17 protein-coding genes and 4 tRNA genes are annotated in these 18,135 nt (G+C 54.3%); 14 read left to right on the top strand and 7 right to left on the bottom strand.

Features of this window, described 5'->3' with window-relative positions; translation table 11 throughout:
- Nucleotides 1-43 precede the first annotated feature (43 nt).
- The 4 genes from P2W74_RS22980 (at nucleotide 44) to P2W74_RS22965 (ending at nucleotide 480) form a co-directional block, all read left to right on the top strand.
- A tRNA-Arg gene (locus tag P2W74_RS22980) sits at nucleotides 44-120 on the top strand.
- 56 nt (nucleotides 121-176) lie between these two features.
- Nucleotides 177-252: transfer RNA gene (locus tag P2W74_RS22975), tRNA-His, on the top strand.
- Between the two features lie 22 nt (nucleotides 253-274).
- Nucleotides 275-361, top strand: a tRNA-Leu gene (locus P2W74_RS22970).
- A 42-nt stretch (nucleotides 362-403) separates the two neighbouring features.
- Nucleotides 404-480 (top strand) — tRNA-Pro (locus tag P2W74_RS22965).
- A gap of 594 nt (nucleotides 481-1,074) precedes the next feature.
- On the opposite strand, the gene hemY is transcribed toward P2W74_RS22965, so the two are convergent.
- Genes hemY through hemC form a run of 4 tightly spaced genes read right to left on the bottom strand, consistent with a single transcriptional unit; the run spans nucleotide 1,075 to nucleotide 5,185 of the window.
- Nucleotides 1,075-2,271 (bottom strand): protoheme IX biogenesis protein HemY, encoded by a 1,197-nt coding sequence (gene hemY / locus P2W74_RS22960; RefSeq protein WP_276295263.1) that lies wholly within the window; start codon nucleotides 2,269-2,271, stop codon nucleotides 1,075-1,077.
- 2 nt (nucleotides 2,272-2,273) lie between these two features.
- The gene (gene hemX / locus P2W74_RS22955; protein WP_276293373.1) at nucleotides 2,274-3,485 is read right to left on the bottom strand and encodes a uroporphyrinogen-III C-methyltransferase; all 1,212 of its coding nucleotides are present in this window, start codon (nucleotides 3,483-3,485) and stop codon (nucleotides 2,274-2,276) included.
- A 21-nt stretch (nucleotides 3,486-3,506) separates the two neighbouring features.
- A complete protein-coding gene (gene hemD / locus P2W74_RS22950; RefSeq protein WP_276293372.1) occupies nucleotides 3,507-4,247 on the bottom strand; it encodes a uroporphyrinogen-III synthase in 741 nt (246 codons plus the stop codon).
- Nucleotides 4,244-5,185: a hydroxymethylbilane synthase gene (gene hemC, locus P2W74_RS22945; RefSeq protein ID WP_276293371.1), complete on the bottom strand. Its 942-nt coding sequence runs from the start codon at nucleotides 5,183-5,185 to the stop codon at nucleotides 4,244-4,246. The genes hemD and hemC overlap by 4 nt, the downstream gene beginning before the upstream one ends.
- 391 nt (nucleotides 5,186-5,576) lie before the next feature.
- Between hemC and cyaA the strand changes: the two genes are divergently transcribed.
- A complete protein-coding gene (cyaA, locus tag P2W74_RS22940; protein ID WP_276293370.1) occupies nucleotides 5,577-8,123 on the top strand; it encodes a class I adenylate cyclase in 2,547 nt (848 codons plus the stop codon).
- Nucleotides 8,124-8,200: 77 nt separating this feature from the next.
- On the opposite strand, the gene cyaY is transcribed toward cyaA, so the two are convergent.
- Nucleotides 8,201-8,521: an iron donor protein CyaY gene (cyaY, locus tag P2W74_RS22935; protein WP_276293369.1), complete on the bottom strand. Its 321-nt coding sequence runs from the start codon at nucleotides 8,519-8,521 to the stop codon at nucleotides 8,201-8,203.
- Between the two features lie 137 nt (nucleotides 8,522-8,658).
- On the opposite strand from cyaY, the gene lptM reads away from it, so the two are divergent.
- From lptM to corA, 8 genes are all read left to right on the top strand, one after another.
- A complete protein-coding gene (gene lptM / locus P2W74_RS22930) occupies nucleotides 8,659-8,862 on the top strand; it encodes an LPS translocon maturation chaperone LptM (protein WP_192613966.1) in 204 nt (67 codons plus the stop codon).
- A gap of 36 nt (nucleotides 8,863-8,898) precedes the next feature.
- Nucleotides 8,899-9,723: a diaminopimelate epimerase gene (dapF, locus tag P2W74_RS22925; RefSeq protein WP_276295262.1), complete on the top strand. Its 825-nt coding sequence runs from the start codon at nucleotides 8,899-8,901 to the stop codon at nucleotides 9,721-9,723.
- The gene (locus P2W74_RS22920) at nucleotides 9,720-10,427 is read left to right on the top strand and encodes a DUF484 domain-containing protein (RefSeq protein ID WP_276293368.1); all 708 of its coding nucleotides are present in this window, start codon (nucleotides 9,720-9,722) and stop codon (nucleotides 10,425-10,427) included. The genes dapF and P2W74_RS22920 overlap by 4 nt, the downstream gene beginning before the upstream one ends.
- Nucleotides 10,424-11,326, top strand: coding sequence for a tyrosine recombinase XerC (xerC, locus tag P2W74_RS22915; RefSeq protein ID WP_276293367.1), 903 nt, complete (start codon nucleotides 10,424-10,426; stop codon nucleotides 11,324-11,326). Before P2W74_RS22920 ends, xerC begins: the two co-directional genes overlap by 4 nt.
- Nucleotides 11,326-12,042, top strand: coding sequence for a 5-amino-6-(5-phospho-D-ribitylamino)uracil phosphatase YigB (yigB, locus tag P2W74_RS22910; RefSeq protein WP_276293366.1), 717 nt, complete (start codon nucleotides 11,326-11,328; stop codon nucleotides 12,040-12,042). The genes xerC and yigB overlap by 1 nt, the downstream gene beginning before the upstream one ends.
- Nucleotides 12,043-12,118: 76 nt before the next feature.
- Nucleotides 12,119-14,281 carry a DNA helicase II gene (uvrD, locus tag P2W74_RS22905; RefSeq protein WP_192613962.1) on the top strand — a complete coding sequence of 721 codons (2,163 nt, stop codon included), beginning with the start codon at nucleotides 12,119-12,121 and terminating at the stop codon, nucleotides 14,279-14,281.
- A gap of 148 nt (nucleotides 14,282-14,429) precedes the next feature.
- On the top strand, nucleotides 14,430-14,486 hold the full coding sequence (ysgD, locus tag P2W74_RS22900) for a YsgD/CorL family protein (RefSeq protein ID WP_238340021.1): 57 nt from the start codon (nucleotides 14,430-14,432) through the stop codon (nucleotides 14,484-14,486).
- Nucleotides 14,487-14,639: 153 nt separating this feature from the next.
- Nucleotides 14,640-15,590, top strand: coding sequence for a magnesium/cobalt transporter CorA (corA, locus tag P2W74_RS22895; protein WP_276293365.1), 951 nt, complete (start codon nucleotides 14,640-14,642; stop codon nucleotides 15,588-15,590).
- An 82-nt stretch (nucleotides 15,591-15,672) separates the two neighbouring features.
- On the opposite strand, the gene rarD is transcribed toward corA, so the two are convergent.
- Nucleotides 15,673-16,569 (bottom strand): EamA family transporter RarD, encoded by an 897-nt coding sequence (rarD, locus tag P2W74_RS22890; RefSeq protein WP_276293364.1) that lies wholly within the window; start codon nucleotides 16,567-16,569, stop codon nucleotides 15,673-15,675.
- Between the two features lie 51 nt (nucleotides 16,570-16,620).
- Nucleotides 16,621-17,088: an acyl-CoA thioesterase YigI gene (gene yigI, locus P2W74_RS22885; protein WP_192613959.1), complete on the bottom strand. Its 468-nt coding sequence runs from the start codon at nucleotides 17,086-17,088 to the stop codon at nucleotides 16,621-16,623.
- Between the two features lie 162 nt (nucleotides 17,089-17,250).
- On the opposite strand from yigI, the gene pldA reads away from it, so the two are divergent.
- Nucleotides 17,251-18,120, top strand: a complete 870-nt coding sequence (gene pldA / locus P2W74_RS22880) for a phospholipase A (protein ID WP_276293363.1) — start codon at nucleotides 17,251-17,253, stop codon at nucleotides 18,118-18,120.
- The last annotated feature ends 15 nt before the right edge of the window (nucleotides 18,121-18,135 follow it).

Here is an 18,135-nt window from a genome sequence, read left to right as displayed (position 1 = left end):
CGGGGGGGGAAGTCCGTATTATCCGACCCCGCAACGGCGCTAAGCGCCCGTAGCTCAGCTGGATAGAGCGCTGCCCTCCGGAGGCAGAGGTCTCAGGTTCGAATCCTGTCGGGCGCACCATTTACCCGGTGCTAGAGCTGCGGTGGTTTTAAAGACCGCGTAAAAGATTTGCAGTGGTGGCTATAGCTCAGTTGGTAGAGCCCTGGATTGTGATTCCAGTTGTCGTGGGTTCGAATCCCATTAGCCACCCCATTATTTGATAAGTTGTGACAATGCGAAGGTGGCGGAATTGGTAGACGCGCTAGCTTCAGGTGTTAGTGTTCTTACGGACGTGGGGGTTCAAGTCCCCCCCCTCGCACCACGACTTAAAGAATTGAACTAAAAATTCAAAAAAGCAGTACATCGGCGAGTAGCGCAGCTTGGTAGCGCAACTGGTTTGGGACCAGTGGGTCGGAGGTTCGAATCCTCTCTCGCCGACCAATTTTGAACCCCGCTTCGGCGGGGTTTTTTGTTTTCTGCTGTTCCCTTCTTTTGTTTTATCCCCGAATTCATCCACATACGATATGTCACCACCTGGCGACGTCATTGCGTGAGATTGTCGCTGTCTGGCGACAAGTAATTTTATGTTTTTACAGTGTTTCTTTATATTCGCAGAGAGTTGTCGTTATACAGAGACAAACGGCACCTTGCGGTGAAGAAGGGGATGGAAGTCAACCGTCGCAGACCCGCTCTGGGCGCGGTTCCCCGAATCGTCTGAATCCCTGCTTTTTGCAGTTCAATCATGGCACGCATTGTGCAATAATATACGGGTAGATGCTCATTCCATCTCTTATGCTCGCCTTAGTGCCTCATAAACTCAGGAATGATGCAGAGCCGTTTACGGTGCTTATCGTCCACAGACAGATGTCGCTTTCGCCTCATCAAACACCATGGGCATAACGTTGAGTGAAGCACCCATTTATGTTGTCATACAGACCTGTTTAACGCCTGCTCCTGATGGAGTGGGCGTTTTTTTATGGGTGTTACCGTAGAGTGGCAGGCCCGGTAAGCTGCGTGCCACCGGGCATGAGGGCGTTATTGCGGGGGATTATTCTGCAACGTCAGCATCAGGCCATCGCGACGCATAGCTGCAGCGTCTTCCGGCTGATGGAGTCTGTCCAGCACATCGGCAAGCCAGGCGTAGTCATAGGCATCCGGACGTTGCTTGAGCGCAGCGCGGAAGGCAAGGGCAGCCTCTTGCCACTCACCATGTTTCATCAACGACTGACCCAACGTGCTCCACAGTAGCGGACGATCGCCAACATTTTTAATCTGTTGACGGAGTACTTTTTCCACCAGCTCCGGATTGTTGGTTTTCAGACGTGGGATCGGCAATATCAGACGATCGTCATACTGGCGTTTCAGGCCATCGATGATGATCTGCTGCGCGGTGTCGTGATCGTCACACTCGATCAGATGTTCTGCCATGGCAACCTGCAGGGCAACCTGATGGCGGGTTTTACGGCTTTGGTTTTTCCACCAGGCGCGTAACCCTTCACTGCCCTGATCGGCGCGCGCCTGATCCATCAGACCAATCCACGCCTGCTGTTCCAGCATAGCGCGGTGTTCTTCATCACCGACGTTGGCTTTTGCCATCGACGGGATAGTCTCCAGCAACGATCCCCATGCGCCGGTACGGATATAGGCTTGCTCTGCCAGACGTAATACTTCCGGATGGCGTGGCGTCACTTCCAGCAGCTTGTCTACGCCATGGCGCGCCGCGTGGTCCTCATGACGCGCCAGTTGCAGACGTACGCGGGCGATTTCCACCGGGATAGTGTCGTTACCTGCTATCTCGGCAGCGCGTTCGAGATGTTGATTCGCACGCGCTTCATCGCCACGCTGCTGCGCCGCTTCGGCGGCCAGAAGGTAGTTCACTACCGGCTGTTCAGCATGATCGGCATTTTTCGACATCAGCTTTTCAACCTGCTGATAATCACCTTCTGCCAGTTTGAGCAGCGCCTGCTCTGTTTGCTTGCGCGCACGGCGGCGTTTACGACCCACAAACCAGCCGCGCGTGTGTGCGCCGGTGCGGAAAATGCGGCGTAGCAGCCATTCGATCGCAAACAGAACCACCATCATGACGATCAGGATAATCACCAACCCAGTAACGCTGGTTTCAATGTTGTAATTGTCGGTCTGGATCAGCACATATCCCTGATGACCCGCGAGCATCGGGCCCACCACGATACCTGCGATCAACAATACAAAGAGCAATAATACTTTTAGCATCATTATTCTCCTTGCGGCGCAGCGGACGGAGTGTCAGCTTGCGGTGCAGGTGCAGGTGCAGGTGCAGGTGCAGGTGCAGGTGCAGGTGCAGGTGCAGGTGCAGAAGTTGTTGATTGCGCCAACAAATTACGTACGCGAGTCTGCATCAGCTTCTCAAGAATTTCCTGGCTTTTCAGCGTTTCCGGCACATCCATGGTGATGCTCTGCTGGCTCAGTTTGTCCACGTCATCAAGGAACGCTTTGGTCGTCGCATCTTCGGTGTCGTAGTACGCGCGAACCCAGGTGGAAACGTTATCCAGCGCCTGGCGGTAGGTTTCTTCCTGGTGGCGCGGAACGGCTTGCGCCGCGACTAACAAGCGTGAACGGATATTTTCACGCAGGTAAACATCCTGATTTGGCGCCAGCAGCGGCACGGCAGTCTCATCGCGACGACGAATGGTGATGAAGCTGTCCATAAAGTTCTGCCAGCTTTTTTGCAGGTTAATGCGCCATTCGCTGATGGAGCTCGAAAGCTCGCTGCTGTCGGAATCCATCGGTGAATCATCGTTGTCGTTGTCAGCCAGACGCAGATTATCGATCTGGTTAGAGAGTTGGTTGACCTTGAGGATAATACCGTCGTAGTCCACCTGCGAGACAGATGACAGGCTGGCGATATCATCGGTAATGGCCCGGCGAGCGGTGATGAGGCTCGGATCGTTCATATCTGCAAGGCTGGCGTCCGCGCTCTTTAACAGCGCTGCGGCGGTGGTGACATCCTGATCGCTCCACAGCTTACGGCCGGCGAGTTTCACCAGAAAATCAGCCTGTGCCAGCAGCCAGGTTTTGGCATCGCTTCCAGAGATGGTGGCGACTTTCTGCTGTACGTCGGCGAGTTGTTTCGCCAGTGACGTCTGCTGACGGGTCGCCTCATCCAGCTGCGTTGCCTGTTTTTTAATAATGCCTTCGAGTTCTGTTTTTTGGGCTTCCTGCGCTTTTTGCAACGCTGTCAGTTGGTTAGCCAACGCATCGCTGGTGGCTGTCTGCGTCGTCGCCTGCTGTTTCCCCCAGCCATAAAGTCCAACACCTGCCGCAAGGGCAATGGCGATGGCTACTGCGCTCAGGATCAGCGCGGTGCTGTTTTTGCTCTTTTTCTCAGCGTTGACTGGCTGTGATGTGGTTTCCACGGCCTCCCTGGTCTCTTCAACCGCGGCGGAGGATTTTTCTTGTTCCGTCATTATGGCATCCCATTATGAGAGTTATTGTAATGCGCGCAGTAGCGCATCGTTGTCGGCGTTATCAGCGACCTTAATATCTTGCCAGCCCAGTTCCCGGGCGAGGTGCGCCAGACGCTCGCTGACGACCAGCAGCCGACAGCGTAGTAACCAGTGTTCCCGATACCATTGTGGTGTCATTGACCAGAGCTGTTGCAACATCTCTCCGCTGGTGACAACCACCGTTGTGACACCACGAGAGTGCCAGCGCATGGCCTCTTCTGCACCGTCGTAATGTTTTGCACTGCGTTGATAACATTCACAAAAAGTGACATCAGCCCCGCGTTCCATTAGGGTGTCTCCTAACAGTTCACGTCCACCGTTGCCACGTAAAATAAGCGCCTGCTTACCTGCAATATTTTGTAATTCAGGTAATTGTAGCAAGACTTCGCTAATTTCCCGATCCAGAGGATAACGAATATCGCACCCGCTCACCGTATGGAGCGCCAGCGCCGTGGTGCGGCCAATAGCAAAATACTGTGGGAGCGTTGGCCAGTTTTGCCTTTGCTGCTGAAGTTGAGCATGAGCGAAAGCGACAGCATGTTGGGAAAGGGCGAAGACGAGATCGTTCTGAGTCAGCGTGGCCAGGCGATCGGCAAGTGTATTGAGCTCACGACCTGGCGTGAACTCAATGAGCGGAAAGCTCCAGGCCACCTGCCCCAGTGTGCGCAGACGGCTCACTAACTCTTCCCCTGAGGGAGACGGGCGGGTGACCAGAATACTCATGCGGGGGCTTCTCCGTTATAAATCTCAGTCAGAATGGCGCGGGCGCCATTCTCCAGCAGTTCTTCCGCCAGGGAGATGCCCATCTGTTCGGCATCCTGAGGCGAGCCGCGTCGTTCGCCGCGAATCATCTGTGAACCATCAGGGGCTCCGACTAACGCACGTAGCCAGATTTCACCGTCGATGATTTCAGCATAGCTGCCAATAGGCACCTGACAGCCACCTTCCAGGCGGGTGTTCATGGCGCGCTCCGCTTTGACACGCACGGCGGTTTCATCATGATTTAGCGGTGCCAGCAGTTCCTGGGTACGGGTATCATCAAGTCGACACTCAATGCCAACCGCGCCTTGCCCAACCGCGGGAAGCGAAATTTCTGGCGGCATGGCGGCGCGAATACGTGACTCCAGACCCAGGCGTTTTAACCCGGCAACGGCCAGAATAATGGCGTCATAGTCACCGTTATCCAGTTTGCTGAGGCGCGTTCCGACATTGCCGCGCAGCGAGCGGATAATGAGATCCGGACGTCGTTCGGCCAACTGGCACTGGCGACGCAGACTGGAGGTGCCTACGATGCTGCCTGCCGGCAGTTCATCCAGATGATGATACGTATTTGAAACAAACGCATCGCGCGGGTCTTCGCGTTCGCAAATGGTGACCAGTCCAAGGCCTTGCGGGAATTCAACCGGTACATCTTTCATGGAATGCACCGCGATATCCGCGCGTTTTTCCAGAAGCGCGACTTCCAGCTCTTTGACGAACAAGCCTTTTCCGCCCACTTTCGCCAAAGGGGTGTCAAGAATTACGTCGCCACGCGTCACCATTGGCACCAGTTCAACAACCAGTCCAGGATGATTCGCCAGCAAGGCGTCTTTGACAAAATGTGCCTGCCAGAGCGCAAGGGGGCTTTGGCGTGTGGCAATTCTTAAAACATTGTCTAACATGCTTGTTACCGTCATTATCGTCCGTGGACCATCCTAACATCCTTACAAGTGGGATGTCAGTGTTACGGTCAAAGGTGAGTGAGAGAGAAGGTGTTGTGTCGTCAATGGCCGTGAAGCGTGACGAGAAAGCGCCTTGCCGTATTACGGAATTTACACGAAGCGAACGGTGCTACACTGGTAAGTAGTGCAACTTTCTTTACGGTCAATGAGCAAGGTGTTAAATTGATCACGTTTTAGACCATTTTTTCGTCTGTACCTCAAAATAAGGAGGGCGAAAAAAGGTAACGGCTATTTTTGACATACGGTATATCCCGAATGATGACGTTTGCGAAACCACGTAACGGTGGCGGCAAACAGAAACATGACGGGTAGCAACATCAGGCGATACGTCTTGTACCTCTATATTGAGACTTTGAAACAGAGACTGGATGCCATAAATCAACTGCGTGTGGACCGCGCGCTTGCTGCCATGGGACCTGCTTTTCAGCAGGTATACAGTCTGCTGCCGACATTATTGCATTATCACCATCCGCTGATGCCGGGTTACCTGGATGGTAACGTTCCCAGAGGCATCTGTTTCTACTCGCCTGATGAAACTCAACGTCACTATCTGAATGAACTGGAACTGCACCGTGGCATGTCTGTGCAGAATCCCCCGCAAGGTGAATTGCCGATTACCGGCGTTTACTCGATGGGCAGTACGTCTTCAGTAGGGCAAAGCTGCTCTTCTGACCTCGACATCTGGGTCTGCCACCAATCCTGGCTCGATAGCGAAGAGCGCCAGTTACTGCAACGCAAATGCAGCCTTCTGGAAAGCTGGGCCGCCTCGCTGGGCGTTGAAGTCAGCTTCTTTCTGATCGACGAAAACCGTTTCCGCCACAATGAAAGCGGCAGTCTGGGTGGTGAAGACTGTGGCTCCACGCAGCATATCCTGCTGCTCGACGAATTTTATCGCACCGCCGTGCGTCTGGCCGGTAAACGTATTCTGTGGAATATGGTGCCGTGCGACGAAGAAGAGCATTACGACGATTACGTGATGACGCTCTACGCACAGGGGGTGTTGACGCCAAACGAATGGCTGGATCTGGGCGGACTGAGCTCACTTTCAGCGGAAGAGTACTTTGGTGCCAGCCTTTGGCAGCTCTACAAAAGCATTGATTCACCGTACAAAGCGGTGCTGAAAACGCTGCTGCTGGAAGCGTATTCCTGGGAATACCCGGATCCGCGCCTGTTGGCGAAAGACATCAAACAGCGTCTGCACGATGGCGAGATCGTTTCCTTTGGTCTTGATCCCTACTGCATGATGCTGGAACGTGTTACCGAATATCTCACGGCGATTGAAGACCCAACGCGCCTGGATCTGGTGCGTCGATGTTTCTACCTGAAAGTTTGCGAGAAACTGAGTCGTGAACGCGCCTGTGTTGGCTGGCGCCGTGAAGTATTAAGTCAGTTAGTCAAAGAGTGGGGATGGGACGAAGCGCGTCTGGCCATGCTCGACAACCGCGCTAACTGGAAGATCGATCAAGTCCGCGAAGCGCACAACGAACTGCTCGATGCCATGATGCAGAGCTATCGTAACCTGATCCGCTTTGCGCGCCGTAACAACCTCAGCGTTAGTGCCAGTCCACAGGATATCGGGGTATTGACCCGTAAACTGTATGCCGCATTTGAGGCGTTGCCGGGTAAAGTGACGCTGGTGAACCCGCAGATTTCGCCGGATCTCTCCGAGCCGAATCTGACGTTTATCCATGTGCCGCCGGGTCGTGCCAACCGTTCAGGCTGGTATCTCTACAACCGCGCGCCGAACATGGATTCCATCATCAGCCATCAGCCGTTGGAATATAACCGTTACCTGAACAAGCTGGTGGCCTGGGCGTGGTTTAATGGCCTGCTGACCTCACGTACGCATCTGTTTATTAAAGGCAACGGCATTGTTGATTTGCCGAAGCTGCAGGAGATGGTGGCGGACGTGTCGCACCATTTCCCTCTGCGTTTGCCAGCGCCAACGCCAAAAGCGCTCTACAGTCCGTGTGAAATTCGCCACCTGGCGATTATCGTCAACCTTGAATATGACCCGACGGCGGCGTTCCGTAATCAGGTGGTGCATTTTGACTTCCGCAAGCTGGATGTCTTCAGCTTTGGCGAAGAACAAAATTGCCTGGTGGGCAGCGTTGACCTGCTGTATCGCAACTCATGGAACGAAGTGCGTACTCTGCATTTCAACGGCGAACAGGCGATGATTGAAGCGCTGAAAACGATTCTGGGCAAAATGCACCAGGATGCCGCTCCGCCGGACAGCGTGGAAGTGTTCTGCTACAGCCAGCATTTGCGTGGGCTGATTCGTACCCGCGTACAGCAACTGGTTTCTGAGTGTATTGAACTGCGTCTTTCCAGCACGCGGCAGGAAACGGGGCGCTTCAAAGCGCTACGCGTTGCAGGCCAGACCTGGGGACTGTTCTTTGAACGTCTGAACGTTTCAGTACAGAAGCTGGAAAACGCCATCGAGTTCTATGGCGCTATTTCACATAACAAGCTGCATGGGCTTTCTGTGCAGGTTGAGACAAACCATGTGAAGTTACCGTCAGTGGTGGATGGTTTCGCCAGTGAAGGCATTATTCAGTTCTTCTTTGAAGAAACGGGCGATGATAAAGGCTTTAATATCTACATTCTGGACGAAAGTAACCGGGCGGAAGTGTATCATCACTGCGAAGGGAGCAAAGAGGAGCTGGTGCGCGACGTTAGCCGCTTCTATTCATCTTCCCACGACCGCTTTACTTATGGCTCCAGTTTTATCAACTTTAACCTGCCTCAGTTCTACCAGATCGTGAATACCGAGGGTCGTACGCAGGTGATCCCATTCCGCACGCAGTCGATTGGTACGGTACCTCCGGCCAGTCAGGACAACGACACCCCGCTGTTACAGCAGTATTTCTCTTGATGGTTGTGCCGGATGGCGCTGACGCTTATCCGGCCTACAACGACCCGGGCCGCAGGCCGGATAATTCGGCAAAAAACTTAACGGAAGCTAACCTCTTCACCCGCTTGTTGCGTTGCCGCTTGCTCAAGCAGCGCCCAGAAGGTTTCACCGCTGCGGTCGCAGATCCATTCGTCGCCTTTCAGATCAAAATGGTAGCCGCCCTGTTTGGTCGCCAGCCACACCTGATGCAACGGCTCCTGGCGATTGATAATAATTTTACTGCCGTTTTCAAAGGTAATGGTCAACACACCACCGTTAATTTCGCAGTCGATATCGCTGTCGCCGTCCCAGTCGTCCAGACGCTCTTCAATGGTCATCCACAGAGTATCTGCAAGGCGATGAAATTCACTGTCGTTCATTTTTTTATCCCATTTTTCGTGATGTTCGCAGTATAACGCGAAACAAAACACGTTGCAGTTTGCAGGCAAACTCTTGCTTTTACGTCTTCTCCTGCGATGATAGAAAACAGAAAGCATGAACTTACAGGCAATCCACAATGAAAAACGTGTTTCAGGCACTCGCTGTACTTCTTACTCTGTTCAGCCTGACGGGCTGTGGTCTTAAAGGCCCGCTCTATTTTCCGCCAGAGGACAAAAATGCACCGCCTCCGACGCATAAGGTTGAACCGCAAACGCAATCCACCATGCCAGAACGCAATGATCGTGCAACAGGCGACGGCCCTACTCAGGTGAATTACTGACGGTAAACTTCTGTACCCGCGTGAATGGAGCGAATGATGCAATTCTCTAAAATGCATGGCCTTGGCAACGATTTTATGGTCGTCGACGCGGTAACGCAGAATGTCTTTTTCTCGCCGGAGTTGATCCGCCGTCTGTCGGACAGACATCTGGGGGTCGGATTCGATCAACTGTTGGTGGTCGAGCCGCCTTACGATCCCGAGCTGGATTTTCATTACCGCATCTTTAATGCGGATGGGAGTGAAGTCTCGCAGTGCGGTAACGGTGCACGCTGTTTTGCCCGGTTTGTTCGCCTGAAAGGGTTGACGAACAAGCGCGATATTCGCGTCAGCACGGCCAATGGCCGCATGATTCTGAGCGTCACCGACGACGAACTGGTGCGGGTCAACATGGGCGAGCCCAACTTTGAACCGGCGCAGGTGCCTTTTCGCGCCAACAAAGCGGAAAAGACCTATATTATGCGAGTCGCCGAACAGACAGTATTGTGCGGCGTCGTTTCGATGGGGAACCCGCATTGCGTGATTCAGGTTGATGATGTTGATACGGCCGCCGTAGAAACGTTGGGGCCGGTTCTGGAAAATCATGAACGCTTTCCTGAGCGCGCCAATATCGGGTTTATGCAAGTGGTCAAACGCGAGCATATCCGGTTACGCGTTTATGAGCGTGGGGCAGGAGAAACCCAGGCCTGCGGCAGTGGTGCGTGCGCTGCCGTGGCGGTCGGTATTCAGCAGGGTTTGCTGGCAGAAGAAGTACGCGTGGAATTACCGGGCGGTCGCCTTGATATCGCCTGGAAAGGTCCGGGCCATCCGTTATATATGACTGGCCCGGCGGCACATGTCTACGACGGGTTTATTCATCTATGAAACAACCAGGGGAAGAACTACAGGAAACACTCATGGAACTGGATGACCGTGCGGTCGTCGAGTATTTACAGCGTCACCCTGAGTTTTTTATCCGCAATGCTCGCGCTGTCGAAGCGATGCGTGTCCCGCATCCGGTGCGTGGAACCATCTCTTTAGTTGAATGGCATATGGCGCGCGCGCGCAACCATATCAATGAGCTCGAAGAGAACATGACGCTGCTGATGGAGCAGGCGAACGCCAACGAAAGCCTGTTTAATCGTCTGTTGCATCTCCAGGGGCGGCTGGCGTCAGCCAGTAGTCTGGATGAGCTGCTGATACGTTTTCATCGCTGGGCGCGCGATCTGGGGCTGGCAGGGGCAACAATCCGCTTATTCCCCGATCGCTGGCGACTCGGCGCGCCGTCGAGTTTCACGCATCTGGCATTAAGCCGTCAGGCCTTCGAACCGTTGCGTATTCAACGTCTGGGGCACGAGCAGCACTATCTTGGCCCGCTCAACGGCCCGGAACTGCTGGTGGTGCTGCCGGAAGCCAAAGCGATAGGCTCGGTGGCGATGTCAATGCTGGGGCGAGAGGGCGATCTCGGCGTCATGCTTTTCAGCAGTCGTGACGCGCACCACTATCAACAGGGACAAGGGACGCAGTTGCTGCAAGAGATAGCGCTGATGTTGCCGGAGTTGCTTGAGCGTTGGATTGAACGCATATGACGGATTTGCCGCTTTCTCAGGACGTTGCCCGCTTTTTGCGTTATCTGGGCGTGGAGCGGCAGCTTAGCCCAATAACGCTCCTGAATTATCAGCGTCAGCTTGATGCCATTATCGCTTTAGCCGGGGAAACCGGAATGCAGAGCTGGCAACAATGTGATGCTGCGAGAGTACGCAGTTTTGCGGTGCGCAGTCGTCGCAAAGGGCTTGGACCAGCCAGTCTGGCATTGCGCCTCTCGGCATTACGCAGTTTCTTCGACTGGCTGGTGAGCCAGGGCGAGTTGCCGGCCAACCCGGCGAAAGGGATCTCCGCACCCAAAGCGCCGCGCCATCTGCCGAAAAATATCGACGTTGACGATGTGAATCGCCTGCTGAATATCGACCTCAATGACCCGCTTGCCGTGCGTGACCGCGCAATGCTGGAGGTGATGTACGGCGCGGGGCTACGTTTGTCAGAATTGGTTGGGCTGGATATCAAACATCTCGATCTCGACACTGGCGAAGTGTGGGTGATGGGGAAAGGCAGCAAAGAGCGACGCCTGCCCATCGGACGCAATGCGGTGGCGTGGATTGAACACTGGCTGGATCTCCGCGGTTTGTTTGGCGGTGACGACGACGCGCTGTTTCTCTCCAAACTGGGGAAACGGATTTCGGCGCGTAACGTGCAAAAACGGTTTGCCGAATGGGGCATCAAGCAGGGGCTGAATAGCCATGTGCATCCGCATAAACTGCGCCACTCATTTGCCACCCATATGCTGGAGTCGAGCGGCGATCTGCGCGGTGTGCAGGAGCTGTTGGGGCATGCCAACCTCTCGACCACCCAAATCTATACTCATCTTGATTTTCAACACCTGGCCTCGGTGTACGATGCGGCGCATCCACGCGCCAAACGGGGGAAATAATGCGTTTTTACCGGCCGTTGGGGCGCATCTCTGCGCTCACCTTTGACCTGGATGACACCCTTTATGATAACCGTCAGGTTATTCTGCGCACGGAGCAGGAAGCGCTCGCCTTTGTGCAAAACTATCACCCTGCGCTGCGCACATTACAAAACGCTGACCTGCAGCGTTTACGCCAGGCAATACGCGAAGCGGAGCCGGACATTTACCATGATGTCACTGAGTGGCGGTATCGTGCCGTAGAACGTGCCATGTTGAATGCGGGATTATCAGCAGAAGAGGCGACGGCAGGCGCCAACGCCGCGATGATGAATTTCGCAAAGTGGCGCAGTCGGATCGACGTCCCGCAGGAGACACACGACACGCTTACGCAACTGGCAAAAAAATGGCCGCTGGTGGCGATTACCAACGGCAATGCGCAGCCGGAATTGTTTGGGCTGGGCGACTATTTTAAGTTTGTCCTGCGGGCGGGTCCGGACGGTCGTTCGAAGCCGTTTAGCGACATGTATGCCTTAGCCGCTGAGAAGCTCAACGTCCCGATCGGCGAGATCCTGCATGTGGGCGACGATCTCACCACCGACGTCGCTGGCGCCATTCGCTGCGGCATGCAGGCGTGCTGGATCAAGCCGGAGAATGCCGACCTGATGCAGACCAATGACAGCCGTTTGTTACCGCATCTGGAAATTTCCCGGTTGGCATCGCTGACCTCGCTGATATAATCACCAGCAGTATTGTATAAATTAACAGGGTTTTTGCGGAGGGCGTTTGCCGTCCGCCCTACACACGGTGCCATCAATGGACGTTTCTTACCTGCTCGACAGCCTTAATGACAAACAGCGCGAAGCCGTCGCTGCTTCGCGCACCAACATGCTGGTGCTGGCGGGGGCGGGCAGTGGTAAGACGCGTGTGCTGGTACACCGCATCGCCTGGCTGATGAGCGTGGAAAACTGCTCGCCGTACTCCATTATGGCGGTGACCTTTACCAACAAAGCGGCGGCAGAGATGCGCCACCGTATCGGGCAACTGATGGGGACGACGCAGGGCGGGATGTGGGTCGGCACCTTCCACGGGCTGGCGCACCGTCTGCTGCGCGCACATCATCTGGACGCCAATCTGCCGCAGGATTTCCAAATCCTCGATAGCGAAGACCAGCTGCGTCTGCTTAAGCGCCTGATCAAAGCCATGAATCTCGACGAGAAGCAGTGGCCGCCGCGTCAGGCGATGTGGTACATCAACAGCCAGAAAGACGAAGGGCTGCGCCCGCACCATATTCAGAGCTACGGTAACCCGGTTGAGCAGACCTGGCAGAAGGTGTATCAGGCTTACCAGGAAGCGTGTGACCGTGCTGGGCTGGTCGATTTCGCCGAACTGCTGCTGCGCGCTCACGAACTGTGGCTCAATAAGCCGCACATTCTTCAGCACTACCGTGAACGCTTCACCAATATCCTGGTCGACGAATTCCAGGATACCAACAACATTCAGTATGCGTGGATCCGCCTGCTGGCGGGCGATACCGGCAAAGTGATGATCGTGGGCGACGATGACCAGTCAATCTACGGCTGGCGCGGCGCGCAGGTTGAAAACATCCAGCGCTTCCTCAACGATTTCCCCGGCGCGGAGACGATCCGCCTGGAGCAGAACTACCGTTCGACCAGCAATATTTTGAGCGCGGCGAACGCCCTGATTGAGAACAACAACGGTCGTCTCGGTAAGAAGCTGTGGACCGATGGCGCGGACGGCGAGCCTATCTCGCTCTACTGCGCCTTTAATGAACTCGACGAAGCGCGCTTCGTGGTCAACCGCATCAAAACCTGGCAGGACAACGGCGGCGCGCTGGATCAGTGCGCTATTCTCTATCGCAGCAACGCCCAGTCGCGCGTGCTGGAAGAGGCGTTACTGCAGGCGAGCATGCCGTACCGCATTTACGGCGGTATGCGCTTCTTCGAACGCCAGGAAATCAAAGACGCCCTCTCTTATCTGCGCCTTATTGCCAACCGCAACGATGATGCGGCGTTTGAGCGTGTGGTGAATACGCCAACGCGCGGCATCGGCGATCGCACCCTGGACGTGGTACGCCAGACCTCACGTGACCGTCAACTGACGCTGTGGCAAGCCTGCCGCGAGCTGTTGCAGGAAAAAGCACTGGCGGGCCGCGCTGCGAGCGCGTTACAGCGCTTTATGGAACTGATTGATGCGCTGGCACAAGAAACGGCGGATATGCCGCTGCACGTGCAGACTGACCGTGTGGTGAAAGACTCCGGCCTGCGCATGATGTATGAGCAGGAAAAGGGCGAGAAGGGTCAGACGCGTATCGAAAACTTAGACGAACTGGTGACGGCAACGCGCCAGTTCAGCTACAACGAAGAAGACGAAGATTTAATGCCGTTACAGGCGTTCCTTTCCCATGCCGCGCTGGAAGCGGGCGAAGGGCAGGCGGATACCTGGCAGGACGCGGTACAATTGATGACCCTGCACTCGGCGAAAGGGCTGGAGTTCCCGCAGGTGTTTATCGTCGGTATGGAAGAGGGGATGTTCCCGAGCCAGATGTCGCTGGATGAGGGCGGGCGTCTGGAAGAAGAGCGTCGTCTGGCCTATGTCGGCGTTACCCGAGCGATGCAAAAACTGACCCTGACCTACGCCGAAACGCGTCGTCTGTACGGAAAAGAGGTTTACCATCGCCCGTCGCGCTTTATCGGTGAACTTCCGGAAAACTGCGTGGAAGAAGTGCGTCTGCGCGCGACGGTGAGCCGCCCGGTCAGCCATCAGCGGATGGGGACGCCAATGGCGGAGAACGACACCGGCTACAAGCTCGGCCAGCGCGTGCGCCACGCCAAGTTCGGCGAGGGCACCATTGTGAATCTGGAAGGCAGCGGTGAACACAGTCGCTTGCAGGTGGCGTTCCAGGGGCAGGGAATCAAATGGTTAGTGGCGGCGTACGCCAGGCTGGAAACGGTCTAACATATCGATATTTATCATTATATTTCCCCTCTCTGCTAACCTTAAAGCATTAGGGGGAATTATTACTTTTTCGCGTTCCGTTGCGTGTTGACGTCAAATTTATGCTGGCGTAACATGCGCGCACGATTACGCTAAGAGGACATTCGCCTTGGACACACCCAGTAGATGCTGGCTCATTATCCTGTCATCCAGGATCAACTCCTAAGGCTATCCCTTTTTGCTGATAGCCTTCGCGGTTGTCAGCGACTTTCTCTCTTTTCCCGTCGCGTTGAGTCAGGCTGTTTAATGGTCTGAAACCCAATTTGTTTCTGTGTGCCCACCGAGCGTCCGATATTTTTATGCATTGGGAGTCCCGGTCATGCTGAGCGCATTTCAACTGGAAAAAAATCGACTGACCCGGCTGGAAGTCGAAGAGTCACAAACCCTGATTGATGCCGTATGGGTCGATTTGGTCGAACCGGACGACGACGAGCGCCTGCGCGTACAATCTGAACTGGGTCAGAGCCTGGCAACACGCCCTGAACTGGAAGACATCGAAGCATCCGCCCGTTTCTTCGAAGACGAAGACGGTCTGCACATCCACTCCTTTTTCTTCTTTGAAGATGCGGAAGACCACGCCGGTAACTCCACGGTGGCATTTACCATCCGTGATGGCCGTCTGTTCACCCTGCGTGAACGTGAACTGCCTGCGTTTCGTCTCTATCGTATGCGTGCGCGTAGCCAGGCGATGGTGGACGGCAATGCGTATGAGCTGCTGTTGGATCTGTTTGAAACCAAAATCGAACAGCTGGCGGATGAAATTGAAAACATCTACAGCGACCTGGAAAAACTCAGCCGTGTGATTATGGAAGGGCGTCAGGGCGATGAATATGACGAAGCGCTCTCCACACTGGCGGAACTGGAAGATATCGGCTGGAAGGTTCGCCTGTGTCTGATGGATACCCAGCGCGCACTCAACTTCCTGGTACGTAAAGCGCGTTTACCGGGCGGACAACTGGAGCAGGCGCGTGAGATCCTGCGCGATATCGAATCCCTGCTGCCGCATAACGAATCCCTGTTCCAGAAAGTGAACTTCCTGATGCAGGCGGCAATGGGCTTTATCAACATCGAGCAGAACCGCATCATCAAGATCTTCTCGGTGGTTTCCGTGGTGTTCCTGCCGCCGACGCTGGTGGCCTCCAGCTACGGGATGAACTTCGAATTTATGCCGGAGCTGAAGTGGAGTTTTGGTTATCCTGGGGCGATTATCTTTATGCTTCTCGCCGGACTGGCGCCGTATCTGTACTTTAAGCGCAAGAACTGGCTTTAACGTTTTGCTGCCGGATGGCGGCTAACGCCTTATCGGGCCTACAGGTTGCGTAGGCCTTAAAGCGAAGCGCCATCGGGTACAATCACATCCCTTTGTGCGTTCTGCGCTGGGTATAAATCGCATCCATCACGAAAATCGCCAGCGCCGCCCAGATAAAGGCAAACGTCACCATTTTATCGGCTCCCGGCGTTTCGCCGTAAAACATGACCGCCAGAATAAACATCAATGTGGGGCCGATATACTGGAAGAAACCCAGAGTGGAGAGACGCAGACGCGTTGCTGCGCCGGTAAAACAGAGCAGCGGTATCGTGGTGACAACCCCTGCGGCGATCAACAGCAGGTTCAGCGACATGGGGTTCTTATCCATATGGCTGGTGGCGCTGTCGGCAATGCCAAACAGATAAATCGCGGCGACCGGCAAAAGCCACAGCGTTTCAATCAGCATGCCGGTTTGCGCTTCCACCGCAATCTTTTTACGCACCAGACCGTAAAAGGCGAAACTAAACGCCAGCCCCAGCGCGATAATCGGTAGCGAGCCGAACGTCCAGAGTTGCACCAGCACGCCGCAGGCCGCCATCGCGACGGCCAGCCACTGCATTCGACGGAAGCGTTCGCCGAGGAAAATCATCCCCAGCACGATGTTCACCAGCGGGTTGATAAAGTAGCCCAGGCTGGCTTCCAGCATGTGGTGGTTATTCACCGCCCAGATAAAGAGCAGCCAGTTTCCGCCGATCAGAACCGCCGACAACGCCAACAGGAAGATTTTCTTCGGCGTTTGCAGCAGCGTTTTTAAATACGACCACTGACGACTGACGCTGATCAGCGCCACCATAAAAAAGAATGACCAAATTACGCGGTGCGTCAGGATTTCGTCCGCTGGAACGTAAGAGATCAGCTTGAAGTACGCGGGTGCGATACCCCAAATAAAATAAGCAGCAAGAGCGAGTAATACGCCCTGCCGCGTTTGCTTAGCATCCATCGGGAAAACTCATATCAGAAATGTAACGGCAGTTTACCTTTTTTCACGTACTTACCCCACCATATAAGTGGCGGTCGCGCTGGCGATATAAAGATGGTCCTCGTTATGTAACTCCACGCGTGCCACGGCGACCTTATTGCCCGCCCGGAGTAAACTGCTGGTGGCGGTAAAACGATTACCTCGGCCTGGACGTAAGTAATCGACGCGTAGATCGATGGTGCCCATGCGTGACATCCGCTGGCGTAGTTCATCTTCACTGATGGTTTCGTGACGGGTCAGCGTACTCCCCACGCAAACCAGCCCGGCAGCAACATCTAATGCAGAGGCAATCACCCCGCCATGCAAAATGCTCTGTGACCAGTTCCCAACCATCATCGGCTGATTACTGAAAGCTAATTGGGCAAACTCCTTTTCATAGCGCTCCAGTTCCAGCCCCAATGCCCGGTTAAACGGCATATGGTAGACAAACATTTCACCCACTAATTTCAGGGCTTCTTCAGCAGTAAGTACAGCAGACATACGATTGGATACTCCGTGGTTAATGAAATGTTGATATTATGCTTCTTGTTTGTTGTTTTCTACTTTAGGAGAGGATAACTAAACAGGAATTGAGTAAGTATGTAGAATGCTTGGTAGATAATTATACAAATCATCAATATTTAGTTCAGGAGAAGAGTACCGATGCGGGCGATTCTGGGATGGTTATTACCTGCAGCAATGCTGCCGTTGGCCGCGTATGCGCAGGAAGCGACAGTGAAAGATATTCATGATGCACCAGCGGTGCGAGGCAGTATTATCGCCAACATGCTGCTAGAACATGACAATCCGTTCACACTGTATCCTTATGACACCAACTATCTGATTTACACCAGTACCAGTGACCTGAATAAAGAGGCTATCAGTAGCTATAACTGGTCGGATAATGCCCGAAAAGATGAAGTGAAGTTTCAGCTGAGTCTGGCTTTCCCTCTCTGGCGTGGCATCCTGGGGGCGAATTCGGTGCTGGGGGCGTCCTACACCCAGAAATCCTGGTGGCAACTGTCGAATAGCGAAGAGTCATCGCCTTTCCGCGAAACGAACTACGAACCGCAGCTGTTCCTGGGATTTGCCACCGATTATCGCTTTGCGGGCTGGACATTGCGCGATGTAGAGATGGGGTATAACCACGATTCTAATGGCCGTTCAGATCCGACCTCGCGTAGCTGGAACCGTCTCTATACCCGTCTGATGGCTGAAAATGGCAACTGGCTGGTGGAAGTGAAGCCGTGGTATGTCGTGGGCAGTACCGATGATAACCCCGATATCACCAAATACATGGGCTATTACCAGCTTAAAATCGGCTACCACCTCGGTGACGCGGTGTTAAGTGCAAAAGGGCAGTACAACTGGAATACCGGATACGGCGGCGCAGAACTTGGGCTCAGCTATCCGATAACGAAGCACGTTCGCCTCTATACCCAGGTTTACAGCGGATATGGCGAATCCCTGATCGACTATAACTTTAATCAGACGCGTGTCGGTGTGGGCGTGATGCTGAACGATATCTTCTGATAAGCAGTTAAACAT

The organism is Citrobacter enshiensis (assembly GCF_029338175.1).
GTDB classification, from domain to species: Bacteria; Pseudomonadota; Gammaproteobacteria; order Enterobacterales; family Enterobacteriaceae; genus Citrobacter_D; species Citrobacter_D enshiensis.
The sequence above is the reverse complement of the archived record's forward strand: the minus strand, read 5'-3'. Positions and strand labels throughout refer to the sequence as shown.